11 protein-coding genes are annotated in these 16,022 nt (G+C 68.8%); 5 read left to right on the top strand and 6 right to left on the bottom strand.

Annotated features, from left to right (window positions below):
* Nucleotides 1-113: 113 nt before the first annotated feature.
* The 6 genes from ABZT93_RS27005 to ABZT93_RS26980 all read right to left on the bottom strand — a co-directional run bounded on the left by ABZT93_RS27005 (nt 114) and on the right by ABZT93_RS26980 (nt 7,595).
* Nucleotides 114-1,748, bottom strand: a complete 1,635-nt coding sequence (locus ABZT93_RS27005) for a family 43 glycosylhydrolase (protein WP_356109320.1) — start codon at nt 1,746-1,748, stop codon at nt 114-116.
* Nucleotides 1,745-2,650 carry a carbohydrate ABC transporter permease gene (locus ABZT93_RS27000; RefSeq protein WP_356109318.1) on the bottom strand — a complete coding sequence of 302 codons (906 nt, stop codon included), beginning with the start codon at nt 2,648-2,650 and terminating at the stop codon, nt 1,745-1,747. The genes ABZT93_RS27005 and ABZT93_RS27000 overlap by 4 nt, the downstream gene beginning before the upstream one ends.
* A complete protein-coding gene (locus ABZT93_RS26995; protein ID WP_356109315.1) occupies nt 2,650-3,534 on the bottom strand; it encodes a sugar ABC transporter permease in 885 nt (294 codons plus the stop codon). The genes ABZT93_RS27000 and ABZT93_RS26995 overlap by 1 nt, the downstream gene beginning before the upstream one ends.
* A gap of 20 nt (nt 3,535-3,554) precedes the next feature.
* The gene (locus ABZT93_RS26990) at nt 3,555-4,889 is read right to left on the bottom strand and encodes an extracellular solute-binding protein (protein ID WP_356109312.1); all 1,335 of its coding nucleotides are present in this window, start codon (nt 4,887-4,889) and stop codon (nt 3,555-3,557) included.
* A gap of 371 nt (nt 4,890-5,260) precedes the next feature.
* On the bottom strand, nt 5,261-6,349 hold the full coding sequence (locus ABZT93_RS26985; RefSeq protein WP_356109309.1) for a LacI family DNA-binding transcriptional regulator: 1,089 nt from the start codon (nt 6,347-6,349) through the stop codon (nt 5,261-5,263).
* Between the two features lie 232 nt (nt 6,350-6,581).
* On the bottom strand, nt 6,582-7,595 hold the full coding sequence (locus tag ABZT93_RS26980) for a hydroxyacid dehydrogenase (protein WP_356109306.1): 1,014 nt from the start codon (nt 7,593-7,595) through the stop codon (nt 6,582-6,584).
* A gap of 281 nt (nt 7,596-7,876) precedes the next feature.
* Here ABZT93_RS26980 and ABZT93_RS26975 point away from each other — a divergent pair, with 281 nt between their 5' ends.
* From ABZT93_RS26975 to ABZT93_RS26955, 5 genes are read left to right on the top strand one after another with little or no spacing between them, the layout of a single operon-like run.
* The gene (locus ABZT93_RS26975) at nt 7,877-9,226 is read left to right on the top strand and encodes an extracellular solute-binding protein (protein WP_356109303.1); all 1,350 of its coding nucleotides are present in this window, start codon (nt 7,877-7,879) and stop codon (nt 9,224-9,226) included.
* Nucleotides 9,223-10,215: a sugar ABC transporter permease gene (locus ABZT93_RS26970; RefSeq protein ID WP_356109301.1), complete on the top strand. Its 993-nt coding sequence runs from the start codon at nt 9,223-9,225 to the stop codon at nt 10,213-10,215. Before ABZT93_RS26975 ends, ABZT93_RS26970 begins: the two co-directional genes overlap by 4 nt.
* Complete coding sequence (locus ABZT93_RS26965) at nt 10,212-11,084, top strand: carbohydrate ABC transporter permease (RefSeq protein WP_356109298.1); 873 nt, start codon at nt 10,212-10,214, stop codon at nt 11,082-11,084. The genes ABZT93_RS26970 and ABZT93_RS26965 overlap by 4 nt, the downstream gene beginning before the upstream one ends.
* Nucleotides 11,085-11,118: 34 nt before the next feature.
* Entirely contained in the window at nt 11,119-12,648 is a 1,530-nt protein-coding gene (locus tag ABZT93_RS26960; RefSeq protein ID WP_356109295.1) for a glycosyl hydrolase family 28 protein, read from the top strand.
* Complete coding sequence (locus tag ABZT93_RS26955; protein ID WP_356109293.1) at nt 12,645-15,998, top strand: alginate lyase family protein; 3,354 nt, start codon at nt 12,645-12,647, stop codon at nt 15,996-15,998. Before ABZT93_RS26960 ends, ABZT93_RS26955 begins: the two co-directional genes overlap by 4 nt.
* The last annotated feature ends 24 nt before the right edge of the window (nt 15,999-16,022 follow it).

Here is a 16,022-nt window from a genome sequence, read left to right as displayed (position 1 = left end):
TCGACCAGCGCAGAAACAGTAAGCGCTTCCTACCCTAAGTTCGCCCGGTGAAGTCGGGAAGAGGTCGGGCTACGCCGGTCTTGGGGTTCCCGTGACTTTCGAAACCTCGAACGCTACCCGCAGCTCAGACGGAACCCGGTGAAGTCGGCCGTGAAGGCCGCGTCGACCAAGTCCACGGCATGGATTCCGGCCATCGCGCCCGTGAACCGGAGCTTGGACCCGTGGTCGTCGGAGAGGCGGGTGAAGTCCAGCTCCGGACCGACGAACCGCCGTTCACCGTCCCGGTCGAGCCACCAGAAACGGGCTGCCCCGTCCACCACGGTCACCCCCAGTGTGAAGGCGCTTTCCGTGCCGACGTCGACCAGGGCCACCTGCCGGGTGCCGCCCTCGTCCCGCTCCACCAGGCTGAGCACGGTCCGCCCACCACCCCGCCACTGCTGACCGCGCTGCTCCTCGCCCTCGGGCTCCGCCCACGTCAGGTCGAGGGCCAGATACGACTCGGTGCCGTACCAGAGCACCAGTCCGGCGGCCTGCGTGAACGAGGTCGGCCGGGCCTCCACGGTGACCTCGGCCTCCGCCCGGTGCTCGGTGATCCGCTGAGCGAGCAGGCTGTGCGCCCACCACGACTCCGGCCCGTGCCGCCCCCGCATCCGGATCCAGCCGGGCCGGACGCCGGTGTCGGCCCAGGACGCGTCGGGCGCGGCCCGCAGGGTGCTCCAGGGCCAGCCCAACGTGGGCTCGGCAAGCGCGGGTTGCTCCGGCGGCCGCGGTTGCGGTCGCGTCGGTACGGCGACGTCGGGTGCGGAGTCCGGTCGTGTGGGTACGTCGACCTCGACCGAAGGATGCGAACCCCCGTGCCGCATCCTCGGCCAGCCGTCCGTGTCCCAGGTCACCGCCTGGATCGCCGTCTCCCGGCCGAGCGGGCAGCGCGGTCCGTCCGGCGTGTTCAGGGGGCGGGCCGTGAGGTGACTCAATACCCAGCTTCCGTCGTGGAGTTGGACCAGCTCGCCATGGCCGGCCTTCTGCAAGGGCAGCGAAGGATCGTCCCGGGACGTCAGCAGCGGCCGGTCGTCCAGCTCGTACGGGCCGGTGATCTCCCGGCTCCGGGCGACCAGGACCCCGTGCTCGAAACCGGTGCCGCCCTCCGCCAGGACGAGGTAGTACCAGCCTTGGTGTCGAAGGAGTTTCGGCCCCTCGATGAGCCGTTCGTGCTGGAGCAGCAGGTGGGTGTCACCGAGGGGTGCCAGTGTCTTCCGGTCCAGCTCGGTCAGCACGATCCCGGCGAAGCGCCGGCCGCCGGGGCGGTGGTCGTTCTGGAGGTTGAGCAGCCACAGCCGCCCCTCGTCGTCGTGGAAGAGCGCGGGATCGAAGCCATGGCCGGCGATCCGCCGCGGCGCAGACCACTCACCGGCCGCCTCCGTCGCCGTACAGACATAGGTGTCCGCGTCGAAGTACGGCGTTCCGACCGAGCGGACGATCGAGTAGACCACCCAGAAGCGCTCGCCGTCCCAGCTCAGGGAGGGTGCCCAGATGCCGCCCGAGTCGGGGACGCCCGCGAGGGAGCCACCCGGGACCGCGCCCCCGACATGGCCCGCGTACTCCCAGCGCGCGAGGTCGCGCGAGCGGTGCAGCGGGATCGTCGGGAACCACTCGAAGGAGCTGGTCGCCACGTAGTACCGGTCGCCGACGCGGACCATCGACGGGTCGGGGGCGAAGCCGCGGATCACCGGGTTGTGCAGCAGGGTCACTTGAGGGCTCCGAGGGTGACTCCGGTACGCCAGTAGCGCCGCATCGCGACCATCATGACCGCCATCGGGACGATGGACAGCAGCGCACCGGTCAGGACCAGGCTGGTGAGGTCGACGCCGGATTCCAGTCGCTTGCCCGACCAGTTGTAGAGGCCGATGTTGAGCGTCCAGTTGTTCTCCCCGCGCAGCACGGTCAGCGGCAGGAAGAAGGCGTTCCAGGTGTTGACGAAGGCCAGCAGGAAGACGGTCGCGCCCCCGGTGGTCATCATCCGCAGCACGATGCTGAAGAAGATCCTCAGCTCCCCGGCCCCGTCGATCCTGGCCGCCTCCAGCAGCTCGAAGGGGATCGTGGCCTCGGTGTACACCTTGGCGAGGTACACGCTGAACGGGTTGATCAGGCAGGGGATGAGCATCGCCCAGGGCGTGTCGACCAGGCCGATCTCCGAGAACAGCAGGTACAGCGGCAGCGTGAGCAGCGCGATCGGGATCAGGAAGGAACCGACCACGCACGCGAACACCAGGTTGCGGCCCGGGAAGTCGAAGCGCGCGAGGCCGTAACCGGTTGCCAGCGCCAGCAGCGTGCCGCCCAGCGAGCCGACCCCGGCGTACAGGAACGAGTTGGCCGTCCAGCGCAGGAAGATGCCGTGCTCGTAGGTGAACAGCTGATGCAGGTTGTCCCACAGGTGCCAGCCGGAGAACCACAGCCCGTTGGACTGATAGAGGCCGGTGCGGTCCTTGGTGGCCGCGACGACCAGCCACCACACCGGAAAGAGGCTGTAGACGCTCGCCAGGGACAGCCCGACGAGCAGGAACCGCTGCCCGCCACGTGAACGGGCCGCCGGATCGGGGGTGTTGAGCCGTCGGACCGGTCGGGTCTTCGCGGGCTCCTCGGTCAGGGTCATCAGTCGGCCTCCTTCGAGGTGAACCGGTAGAACAGGAAGGAGGCGACACCGAGGATCAGGGCGAGCAGCACCGAAAGGGCCGCCGCGTAGTGGTAGTTGCCCGCGTTGAACGCCTGGTTGTAGATGATCATGATCGGGGTGAAGGAGTCACTGACCGTCTGTGGGGTGACGTTCCGGAACAGCGCGGGCTCGTTGAAGATCTGGAGCATCTGGATGACGGAGAGCATCCCGGTCAGCACCAACGCCCCCCGCACGAACGGGATCTTGATGCTGCGCGCGATCCGCAGCTCGGAGGCCCCGTCGAGCCGCGCGGCCTCGAACAGGTCGCGGGGCACGCCTTGGAGCGCCGAGTAGATGATGACCATGTTGTAGCCGATGCCGTGCCAGGTCAGCAGGTTGCCGATGGACGGCCACACCATCGACGGCGCGAAGAAGTTCCAGGAGAACCCGAAGATCTCACCGAGCGGGGTGAGCGGGCCGACGTCCGGGCTGTAGAGGTTCAGCCACACGATCGCGGCGACCACTCCCGGGATCATGTACGGCACCAGCAGCAGAATCCGGAACCGTCCGGCCGTCCTCGACCGGAGGGCGTCCAGGAGCAGTGCCAGCACCAGGCTGACCAGCAGCATGACCGGGATCTGCACACAGGCGAACAGCACCACACGCAGCACGGAGCCCATGAACGCCGAGTCGGTGAGCCCCTGCCGGTAGTTGTCGAGACCGGAGAACTCGTCGGTCGTGCCACCGAGCCCCAGCCCGGAGGACTGCGACCGGTACAACGACTGGTGGACGGCGTACCCGATCGGCAGCAGGTACAGGAAGACGAAGCCGAGCTGGAAGGGAAGCGTGAAGGCGGCACCCTTCCAGCGCAGTGAGCGAATCATCAGTAGCAGCCCTTAAGCCTCTAGCCCTTGACGCTGATGCCGCGGGACTTCAGGTCCTTGACCGTCCACTCCTGCATGTGGGCCAGCAGGTCGGTCACCGTCTGCTCCTTGCTGACCACCTTGGCCCAGCCGGCCTGCATCTCGGTGAACATCGCGGTCCAGTCGGGCCCGAAGGTCCAGTCGGTGGTGACGGTTTTCAGGCTGTCCTTCACGACCTGCTGACCGGCCTGGTAGTTGGAGCCGAGCAGCTTCTCGGAGACCGCCTCGGGCACGTACGAGTCGCTGTCGGCCAGCGCCGGCATCACGCCGTTGCCGGTGGTCGGACTCGCCATGGTCTTCACCGCGCCGGTGTTCGTCGACATCCACAGCGCGGCCTCGGCGGCCTGCTCCTGGTTCTTGCACCCCTTGGTCACCAGGGTCACGCTGCCGGTCAGGTTGGTGCCGGCCGGGGTCTTGGCGGCCTCACCGGTGAACGTCGGCCAGGGCGAGAGACCCCAGTCACCGAAGGACTTGGTGAAGTTCTGCACCATGCCGGCCATCTGCCAGGTGGAGATCTGCCGGGTGGCGGTGCCGCCGTTGTCGTAGTTGCGCTGCACGGCCGCGTAGTCGGCGAAGGACAGCTTGCTGTTGAGGTCGTTGTCGATGATCTCCTGGATCACCTTGGCGGCCTTCAGCGTGCCCGCGTCCTGGAAGTCCACCTTCCAGGAGTTGGCGTCGATCGAGTACCAGTGCGCCCCCGCCTGCATGGCCAGCACCTCCAGCGTGCTGGGGTCCTCACCGGCGTAGTTGGTGATCTTGACGCCGTGCTTCTTCAGCACCTTGCCCGCGGCGATGAACTCGTCCCAGGTCGCCGGCGGCTCGATGCCGTACTTCTTGAAGACGTCGGTGCGGTAGATGGTGAAGTTCGGCGACGAACTGGTCGGCACGCCGTACGACTTCCCCATCACCTGCGCGCTCGCCCACGAACCGGTGTTGAACCTGCCCTTCTCGCCCTCGACGTACTTCGTGATGTCGGCGAGCGCGCCCTGCGCGACCCAACTGGTGACGTACTCGGCGGTGTTCTGCACGAGACAGGGTGCGTTGCCCGCCTTCACCGCGTTGGTCAGCTGCTTCTGCATGGTCAGCTGGTCGGTGACCTTCGTGTACTTCAGCTGGATGTCCTTGTGCGAGGCGTTGAACGCCTTGACGACGGCGTCCTGGCCGTTCGCCCAGCCCCAGAAGGGCAGGGTGACCGGCCCGGACGACTGGGAGTCGCCGGAATCGTCCGACCCGCCGCACGCGGTGAGCAGACCTGACAACGCGAGTCCCGCAACGGCGACGCGGGCGAACCTTCTCCGGGGGCTGCTGAAGTTCATCTGACCGTGTTCCTTCGGAAAGTAGGGCGTCTCGGAGAGGAGAGGGGGATCGGCGGCTCGGTATCGGCCGGAAACGGCGGCCGGAAGTTCATCGGCTCGCGGTTGCGGGGGGCGGCCCAGCAGAAGCTGTAGTAACCGGTTGCTGGGACGGTAGGCCGAGGCCGCGGTGGTTAGCAAGAGGTGGACGGCAATTTGTTGCGCCGGTTTGTCCACCGGATCAGGTCGGGACGTGCCCGGCAAGCACCCGCGTGCCAGGACATACTGCCAGTTCAGAGGCGCGCCGGAACGAATGGAGCACAGCCGGGAGTCCCGGCGGATCGGCCCCCGCGAAGCGGCAGAAACCGTTTACGAAACGATCTCTTTCTCGGCTGTTAGCGGGGTTGTGCGGGCGGCCGTACCGAGTTCCGTACGACGACATGGGTGCCCAGCACCAGATGGTCCCCGTCGGCCCCCCGGCGCCGCGCTCCACCGCCCTCATGCCGGTCCGCGACCGCACGCAGGGCGACCCGTCCCATCTCCTCGTAGGGCACATGGACGGTGGTGAGCTGCGGCGTGAGCTGGGAGGCGAGCGGGATGTCGTCGTACCCGACGATCGACACGTCCTCGGGTACCCGCAGCCCGGCCGCACGCAGGGCCTGCATGGCCCCGGCGGCCACGACATCGGTCCCGGCGAGGACGGCGGTGAACTCGAGCCCGTCCCGCAGGCCTTGCTCGACGGCGTCGTACCCGTGCTCGTAGTCGTAGGCCCCGTGCCGCACCATTTCGGCCTCGAACGGCACGCCGTACGCCTCGAAGGCACGGCGGGCGCCCCTCAACCGCCCCTGAGCGGTGGTGAGTTCGGAGTGCCCCGGAAGCACGAGAACCCTCCGGTGCCCGGCCGAGAGCAGGTGGCTTGCCATGGCGTAGGCGCCGCCCTCGTTGTCGTAGTCGACGGTCGTGGCCGGCACGTCACCCTCCAGCGGAGGCCGTCCCACGAGCACGAGATGCGACCCGGCGGCGTCCAGGGAACGAGCGAAGCGGGCCATACGCAGTTGGTACTCGTCGTAGTCGTAGGCACCGCCGAGCAGCACCACGGCCGCGACCCCCTGCTGTCGCATGAGGTTGACGAGGGCGAGCTCACGCTCGGGATCGTCCCCGGTCGTCCCCACCAGGGACAACCATCCACGCAGTGTGGCGGCCCCCTCGACTCCCTTGGCCACGTGGGCGAACGCGGCGCCGGTGATGTTGTTGATGAGGATGGCGACCGTGGGTGTGCCGCCCCCGGCGAGCGAGCGGGCGTGCGCGTTGGTGACGTAGTCCAGGTCGCGCACGACCTTCATCACCTTGCGGCGGAGGTCCTCGGAGACCGGATAGTTCCCGGACAGCACGCGCGAGACGCTGGCCACGGACACCCCGGCCCGCTCGGCCACGTCCCGAATGGTGGCCCGTCCGACGTCGCCGGACGCCTTGCGCTGACTCACCCTTGCGGCTCCTTCACGGTCATGACCGGGGGCTCCGCCCCATGCGGGTGCGGAAACCGTATCCCATTGTTACTACGGCACGATTCCGACGGCGTAGGTACCGCAAACGGCAAGTGCCCACCAACTCGGCCCGCACCCCGGACAGCGACCGGACCAATGTGGTGCGGGCACGTGAGATACAACCCGTCCAGGTGAAGTAGACCCCGCCCAGGCAATGCAGACCGCGCCCCCCTCAAGCCACCCGCCCCAGATCCGCATACCGCACCTCGTGCACCAACCGCACCCCCGCCGCCACCCGCTCCAGCTCCTCCACCACGATCCGCCCCAGCCGCTCCAACTCGTTCCCGAGCGACCCGGCGATGTGCGGGGTGAGGAACACGTTGGGCAGCCGGTACAGCGGTGACGCCGCGGGCAGCGGTTCGGGCTCGGTGACATCGAGCACCGCCCGCAGCCGCCCCGAGACCAGCTCATCGGCCAGCGCGTCGGGATCGACCAGCGCCCCGCGGGAGGTGTTGATGAGGACGCCCCCGTCCCGGATCAGCCCGAGCCGGTCCCCGTCCAGCATCCGGTAGGTCTCCGGGATGTCGGGAGCGTGCAGCGAGACGATGTCGCTGTGCCTCAACAGGTCTTCCAGCGAAACGAGTTCGGCCCCGAGTGTGCCGGCCTCCGCGGGGCTGACGTACGGGTCGTGCAACAGCACCGTGAAGTCGAACGGCCGTAGCAGCTCCAGCAGCCGCCGTCCTACCCGGGACGCCCCGATGATCCCGACGCGCCGCCCGAGGTTCCCGGTTGCCGCGGTCTCCGCGGGCGGTGGATACGTGTGGGTGACGCGGAACCGTTCCCGGTGGTCGAACGCGTCCTTCCCGCACAGCAGGATCATCGCGAGGGTGTACTCCGCGACCGGCAGGGCGTTGCCGGTGACCGCGCTGGAGACGGTGATGCCGCGTTCCCACACGGCGTCCCCGACGAGTGAGCGCACGGAGCCCGCGGCGTGCAGGACGGTTCGCAGCCGGGGCGCGGCGGTGAGGACACCGATGTCGAGGTGGGGGCAGCCCCAGCCGGTGATCAGTACCTCGGCCTTGCTCAGGGCGTCGGCCGCGAGGGGGTCGGTGAAGTCCTGGACGACGAGTGCGGGGTCGAGGCCGGCGACCTCGCTCAGCCGGGTCATCAGGGGTGGGGGGAAGAGCAGGGGGAGGTGTACGGGATCCATCGCGAGGACGGCCCTGGGTGGCTGAGGGCTGGGCATGTCACTCCTGACACACTCGGTGGAAACAGTTTCTGAAAACGTCTTCTACAGCAGATCTACCGTAGGTCTGGCATCGAGCGGTGGTCAATCACTCGAGAGCCTGGATGACAACCGGTTTCTTCACCGGGTCCGTGTCGGTGACGTTACACAGTCCTTTCGAAAGTTCGTCAAGCCTCTTGACGCCGTTTCCAGACAGGGCTGAAGCTCTGCCCCACACGCGGCAACCGGTTGTCTCCGGCCATCGCGTGCCCATGAACGGACAGAGCAGGAGGTGGGGCGTCGTGCGCCCACATGCCGGTGCCGCCTTGAGCCGCCGCCGTTTTCTCTCCCTTTCCGCAGGCGGTGCCGTGACGGGGGCGGCGGCGCTGAGCGGCTGTGCGATGCAGGTGTCGAGCGCGGTCGGCGGCTCCGGTGAGACCGTCACGGTGATGGCCAAGGCCGACGACCTCTCGCCGGAGCTGGTCAAGCAGGCCCAGAAGGACATCGGCGTCAGGATCAACACGGTGCTTTACAGCACCAGCAAGCTGATCGCGATGATGACCAACGGCAACCCGCCGGACCTGGTGCGCGGTGTCGGTGCCGTGGACGCCCCGTACTACGCGGCCCGGGGCGTGATGGAGGACCTGGACCCGTACTTCGCGAGGAGCAGCGTCCTCAGGCCGGACGACCTGGACCCGGTCAACGACCTGTGGCGCTACGACGGCCGTACCCAGGGCAAGGGCCCGCGCTTCGGCATGGCGAAGGACTTCTCCCAGGACTCGATGTTCTGGTACAACACCCGGCTGTTCGACCAGGCGGACGTCGACTACCCGCCCGAGCTGGACCCGGTCACCTACGAGGAGTGGCTCGAAAAGGCCAAGCGGCTCACCCGCCGCCGGCACGGCCAGACGACCGTGTTCGGCGGCAGCTACAACGGCGTGCTCACCCCCAACCTCCTGGCGAGCCTCACCGTGGCCGCCGGCGGGAACCTCTTCACCGACGACTACTCCCGGGTCGACTTCACCACCCCCGAGGCCCGCAAGGCGCTCGGCTGGTACGTCGACTACTGCCGGACCAAGGTCGGTCCCAGCATCATCCAGCCCGACCCCAACACCTGGGACGGGCCCACCTTCCAGGCGAACCGGCTCGCCATGTCCAACTCGGGCTACTGGCTCGGCGGTCTGATCAACGCGGACAGCAAACTGGCGCCGCTGTCCCGGCTCGCCCCCGCCCCGTACTTCGAGGGCGGACGGCGGGTCAGCCCCTGTCAGGCCGGCACCGGCTTCTGGATCCCGAGCAAGTCACGCCACAAGGACGCCGCCTGGCGGGTCTTCGAGTGGTTCTTCGGCGAGGCACCGGCCAAGGCGCGCGCCTCCGGCGGCTGGGGCATCCCGACCCTGAAGTCGTTGCGGCCGCTGATGCCCGCCCAGGAGGACTACCAGAAGCGGGTGCTCACGGTGCAGGAGGCCGAGCTGAAGCACTACTCGGTGATCGCCTTCACGCCGTACGCCACCGCGGACTCTCTCCTCGCCCTCTTCAACCAGATCGCCCCGGCCGCCATGACCGGCGGCATGTCTGTCGACACCCTCGCGGGGCGCCTGAACTCGGCCATGAACGAGCAGCTCAAGCGCGGTAAGGAGCAGGTCGGATGACGGTCGATCAGATGTCCTCGGCGGCCGAGCGGTACGGCTCCGCCCCGGCGGCAGGCCCGGCCACTTCCCGGCCCCGCACCTCCATCGCCACCCGCAGGCACCGGGCGTTCTACATGTTCGCCTCCCCCTGGGTCATCGGCTTCGCGCTGCTGACCATCGCGCCGATGGCGTACGCGCTGTGGCTGAGCTTCACCACCTTCGACGGCATCTCGCCGAACTGGCACTACGTCGGCTTCGGCAACTACCGCGAACTGTTCTCCGACTCGCAGACCTGGCAGTCGCTGGGCCGCACGGGCCTGTTCGCGATCACCTCGGTACCCCTGTCGATCGTCGCCGGTCTCGGGCTCGCCGTACTGGTGAACCGGCCGCTCAGGGCCCGCGGGCTGTTCCGCACCCTGCTGTATCTGCCGGCGGTGGTGCCTCCGGTGGGCGCGGGCATCGCGTTCAAGCAGCTCTTCGACCAGAACTCCGGTGCCGCCAACGGGGTGTTGAACCTCTTCGGCATCGACGCCCTCGGCTGGCTCGCCGACCCCTACGCCCGCTACGTACTGATCATGACGGTGCTCTGGACTGCCGGGAACATCATGATCATCTCGCTGGCCGGGCTCCAGGACATCCCCCGTGAGCTCCTCGAAGCGGCCCGGATCGACGGGGCGAGCGCCTGGCGGAGCTTTCGCAGCATCACGGTGCCGTTGCTGTCGCCGGTGCTGCTCTTCCAGACCGTGACCGGGGTCATCGCCTCGGTGCAGACCATCATGCCGTTGCTGCTGGCCCCCGACCCGACGCCGGCCGGCATCACCGCGCTCCCGCAGTCCACCTATCTCTACATGATGCACGTCTTCGCGGAGTACTTCGCGTTCGGCCGCTACGGCTACGCCTCCGCGCTGCTGTGGGTGCTCTTCGTCCTGATCCTCGTCGCGACCGGACTGATCTTCAAGGCCACGTCCGGCGTGGTGTTCTACAACGTCGACCCGGAGGCGAAGAAGTGACCGCCACCAGCCCGACCCCGGTGGGCTCAACCCTCAAGCCCGCCCCCCGCCTGCGCCTCAACCGCCTCGTCCTCTACACGGTCCTCGTCACGATCACCGGCCTGTTCCTGGGCCCCTTCGGATGGCTGGTCATCTCCGGCCTCAAGACCCCGGCCGAGCTCGCGGCCTCACCCGTGCACTGGCTGCCCGACCACGTCCAGTGGCACAACATCGCCGACGCCTTCAACCTCATCGACTTCCTCGGCTACGCCCGCAACTCCCTGATCATCGCGCTCATCTACGCCACCCTCGTCACCCTCAGCTCCGCCTGGGTCGGCTTCGGTTTCGCCCGCCTCGAAGCCCCCGGCAAGAAGACGCTGTTCGGCATCCTGCTCGGCTCGATGATGCTGCCCCAGATGATCACCCTGCTGCCGACCTACCTGATCTTCGCCAAGCTCGGCATGGTCGACACCTACTGGCCGTGGGTGCTGTGGGGCCTGTCGTCCGCCCCCTATCTGGTCTTCCTCTTCCGGCAGTTCTTCGCTGGGCTGCCCCGGGAGCTGGAGGAGGCCGCGATCGTCGACGGCTGCGGCTACTCGGCCATCTTCTGGCGGATCTTCCTTCCGCAGTCCTGGCCGGTCCTCTCCGCGAGCTTCGTGATCGCCTTCACCTGGACCTGGGGCGACTACATCGCCCCGCAGCTCCTGCTCTCCACGGACCGCACCACCCTCGCGGTCGCCGTCATGTCCACCTACGTCACCTCGGCCGGCACCCCGGTCACCAACCTCCAGGCCGCGGCCTCGGTGATGTATGTCGTGCCGATCCTGCTGATCTTCCTCGTCGCCCAGCGCGGCTTCGTCGCCGGCATGTCGACGACCGGGCTCAAGTAGGCGTCCCCACAACCCTGTTCACAAGGAGTTCCGCATGAACACGCCGTTGTCCCGCCGTACGGCCCTCCAGACGGCCGGTGCCACCGTGCTCGCAGCCGGTCTGACCCACCTGACGGCCACGGCGGCCAGGGCCGACGACACCGCAGCCGTCACGCCGAAGCTGGTGACCTACCCCCGCCCGGCCGCCATGCCGACCAACACCACGTTCAAGGTGCGGGTGCGTACCGCCCCCGACGGCGACTGGCAGACCCTCGACATCTGGCGGCCCCAGCTGGGCGAGATCAACCCCACCACCGGCTCCAGCAAGACCTACAACTCCTCACTGGCGTACTTCGACTTCCAGGGCTCCGTCGAGGTCGAGGTCACCTACCTCAAGGGCGGCACCACCAAGGTCCGGGTGAGACCGGACTCCTACGGCATCAAGCCCGAAGTGCTCGGCGACACCCTGCGCTTCACGGTCGACCAGCCGCGCAACCTGGTCGTCCAGATCAACGACGACATCTTCGACTGCCTCCACCTGTTCGCCCGCGCGGTGGAGAAGAAGAAACCCGCGCAGGACGACCCGGACGTCCTCTACTACGGCCCCGGCGTCCACACCACGGCCGACGGCACCCTGCTGGTCCCCTCCGGCAAGACCGTGTACCTGGACGGCGGGGCTGTCCTCAAGGCGACCGTGATCTTCCGGAACGTGGAGCACGCCGGGATCGCCGGCCGGGGCGTGCTCGCCGGGACCGCGGGCGGCGGGGCCCTGGTGGAGAGTTCGCGGAACATCTCCATCGGTGCCGTCACCGTGCTCAACCCCAACGGTTACGCCGTTCAGTTGGGCGAGGCCACCGGTGTCACCATCAAGGGTCTCGGCTCCTTCAGCTCCAAGGGCTGGGGCGACGGCATCGACGTCTTCTGCTCCAGCAACGTGGTCATCGACGGCGTCTTCATGCGCAACTCCGACGACTGCATCGCCATCTACACCCACCGCTGGGACTACTACGGCGACACCACCGACATCACCGTGCGCAACTCCACCCTCTGGGCGGACGTCGCCCACCCGATCAACGTGGGGACGCACGGCAACACCGACAACCCCGAGGTCCTGAAGAACCTCCGCTTCAAGAACATCGACATCCTCGACCACCGCGAACCGCAGATGAACTACCAGGGCTGCATCGCCCTCAACCCCGGCGACTCCAACCTGATCAAGAACGTCCGCATCGAGGACATCAGGATCGAGGACTTCCGCTGGGGCCAGGTCATCTACATGAAGGTCATGTACAACACGAAGTACAACACCTCGGTCGGCCGCGGCATCGAGAACGTGTACGTCAAGAACCTCAGCTACACGGGCACGAACGCCAAGCCCTCGCTCTTCCTCGGTTATGACGCCCACCATGCCATCAAGGACGTCACCTTCGAGAACCTGGTGATCAACGGGCTGGTCGTCGCCGACTCGATGAAGAAGCCGAGCTGGTACTACACCACGGACACGATCCAGTGGTTCTCCAACGAGCATGTGACGAACCTGAAGTTCCTCACCACCGCCGAGGCCGAGGCGGCCGCCGCCTCATGAGCACCAGCCCTCCCGGAACCGGCCTCGCCCCCAGCCGCCGGGGTTTCCTCGGCGGTACGGCCGCCCTGCTGCTGGTGGCGGGTGCGAGCGGACTGCTCGCACCCGCCACCGCCCGGGCCGCCGAACGCACCGACGGCTCCCGCGCGTTCATGCACCCCGGCCTCCTGCACACCGCCGACGACCTCGCCCGTATGAAGGCCGCGGTCGCCGCCCAGCAGTCCCCGCTCTACGACGGGTACCTGGCGTTCGCCGCCCACGCGCGCTCCCGGTCGACGTACACCGCCCAGAACACCGGCCAGATCACCTCCTGGGGCCGCGGCCCCACCAACTTCCAGAACCAGGCGGTCGCCGACTCGGCCGCCGCCTACCAGAACGCCCTCATGTGGGCCGTCACGGGCGACCGTGCCAACGCCGACAAGGCCCGCGACCTCCTCAACGCCTGGTCGGCGTCCCTCACGGTGATCACCGGCGCCGACGGCCCGCTCGGCGCCGGACTCCAGGCCTTCAAGTTCGTCAACGCGGCCGAACTGCTGCGCCACACCGGGTACGACGGCTGGGCGGACGCGGACATCGCCCGCTGCGAGCGCTCCTTCCTGGACGTCTGGTATCCGGCCGTCTCCGGTTACATGCTCTACGCCAACGGCAACTGGGACCTGACGGCCCTTCAGACCATCCTCGCCATCGGCGTGTTCTGCGAGGAGCCCACCCTCTTCGAGGACGCCCTGCGCTTCGCCGCTGCGGGCGCGGGCAACGGCTCCCTCGCCCACCGGATCGTCACCGACGCCGGCCAGGGCCAGGAGGCCGGCCGCGACCAGGGCCACGAACAGCTCGCGGTCGGTCTGACCGGCGACATCGCCCAGGTCGCCTGGAACCAGGGCGTCGACCTGTGGGGGTACGACGACAACCGCATCCTCACCAACTTCGAGTACGCGGCCCGCTACAACCTCGGCAACGACGTCCCCTTCACCCCCGACCTCGACCGCACCGGCAAGTACATCAAGCAGACCGTCTCCGCGACCGGCCGCGGCACCCTGCCCCCGATCTACGAGATGGCCTACGCCCACTACGCCGGCGTCCGCGGCCTCGACACCCCGTACACCAGGGCCGCCGTCTTCCGCGGCACCGGCGGCGCCCGGATCGTCGAGGGCAGCAACGACGATCTGCCGAGCTGGGGGACGTTCGCCTACGCGGGCGCGACCGCGCCCTCCCCGTCCGTGCCGACAGCTCCGGCGGGGGTGACAGCGGTGGGGGAGCGGGCCGGGATCACGGTGAGCTGGCTGCCCTCGACATGGGCCACGAGCTACACCGTCCTGCGCGCCACAGGCCCCGAAGGGCCGTACACGAAGATCGCCACCGACATCGACAAGCCGACGTACACGGACGACCGGGTGCGCGCGGGACGGACGTACCACTACACCGTCGTCGCCGCGGGCCCCCTTGGAAGCAGCGGTGATTCGGCGCCCGTCCCGGCCACCGCCGGTCTCCCGGAGCCCTGGTCGACGCGGGACATCGGGGACGTGCGGATCCCCGGTTCGGCCGTCTTCGACGGTGAGCGGTTCGTGCTGGAGGCGAGCGGCACCGCCGACACCCACCGGCTGGTGCAGCTGCCCCTGCGCGGCGACGGCATGGTGACCGCGCGGATCGTGTGGCCGCTGAGCTCGCAGTACTCCAAGATCGGCGTCAGCCTCCGGGACTCCCTCGACGCGGACGCGGCCCACGCCGCCATGGTCATCCAGGGGTTGCCGCTGCACACCTGGAGCGGCGTGTGGACGGTACGCCCGTCGAAAGGGGCCACCGTCTCCGCCACCGGCAGCACCCCGGTGCCGCCCTCGCAGCAGACGGCGATCACCACGAGCGCGGCCTTCCCGATCGCCGGCCTCGGCACCCTGCCCGAGTCGGCGACCCCGCTCGAAGCCCCGTATGTCGAGGGAGCGGGCGACGGCTACCGCCTGCGGAAGCCGTATTGGGTCCGTGTCACCCGCAACGGCCGCCGCTGCACCGGCGCCATCTCCCCGGACGGCATCCGCTGGACCGAAGTCGGCTCCACCGAGGTCGCGTTGGGCCGCACCGCTTACGCGGGCCTGCTCCTCACCTCCTGCCTCGGAGTCGACGCGGACTACGCCGAGACCGGCACCGGCGCCTTCGACAACGTCACCGTGACCTCCGCCTCCGCGGGCGAGGTCTGGTCCGTGCCCCGACCTGCCCGCACCGCGGGGGACTTGAGGGCGACCACGGGTACCGACGCCGTCGAACTGGCCTGGACCGACCCGGACCTCTCCGCCCGCTACAAGGTCCTGCGGGCGACCCACCCCGACGGCCCCTACGCCACCCTCGCCGCCGGCGTCGGCCCGGTCGGGTCCGGCACCCGCATCCGGTACGCGGACGCCACCGGCACCCCCGGGACGACGTACCACTACGCCGTCGCGAAGACCAACGCGGCCGGACGCGGCCCCCTCTCGGCACCCGCCTCCGCGACGATGCCGACCCCGTCACTGCCCGAACTCACCTCCACCGACAAGGCGTTCGCGAACAAGGGGGTCGGCTTCCGGCACGTCCTGCGGGCCACCCACGCACCCGTACGGTTCACCGCCACCGGCCTGCCCGACGGCCTCCGCGTCGACAGGCGCACCGGACTGATCCACGGAACGCCGCGCGCGACCGGCGAGTTCACCGTCACCACCACCGCCGGGAACGCGGCGGGCGACGGCACCGGAACCCTCGCCCTCACCGTCGGCACACCCCCGCCGGCCCCCTGGACGTACGGCGACCTCGGTGACGTGGTCCTCGACGACCGGGACTTCGGGACGCTGGGCGTGGCCGCGATCCTCACCCCCGGCAGCACCGCCCACGAGGACGGGACCTTCGTGGTGCGGGGCGCGGGCGTGGACCTGACGGTCAACAACCAAGCAATGACAGGCCAGTTCGTACGGCGGCCCGTCACCGGGGACTGCCAGGTCACCGCCCGGCTGGTCTCCCGCACCGGGGCCACCGCCGACCGGGTCGGACTGCTGATGGCCAAGTCGCTGTCCCCGTTCGACCAGGCCGCCGGGGTGATCGTCACCGGCGGCACCACCGCGCAGCTCATGCTGCGCAGGACGGTCGCCGGGGCCTCCGCCTTCTCCGGCAACGGCACCGTCCAACTCCCCACGCTGCTGCGGCTGAAGCGCACCGGGACCGACTTCACCGCCTCCGTCTCGGGCGACGACGGAGCCACCTGGACCGACCTGGCCTCCGGTGAGATCCCCGGCTTCGGTGACGCCCCCTTCCACGTCGGCCTGGTGGCCTGCTCCCGCAGCCCGCTGGCCCTCGTCACCTCCGAGTTCGACGAGGTGAGCATCACCCCCATCTGATTCCCCCCACGGAACGGAGATGCA

The organism is Streptomyces sp. NPDC005303 (assembly GCF_040607335.1).
Taxonomy (GTDB): Bacteria; Actinomycetota; Actinomycetes; order Streptomycetales; family Streptomycetaceae; genus Streptomyces.
This window is presented reverse-complemented; position numbering and strand designations above follow the sequence as displayed.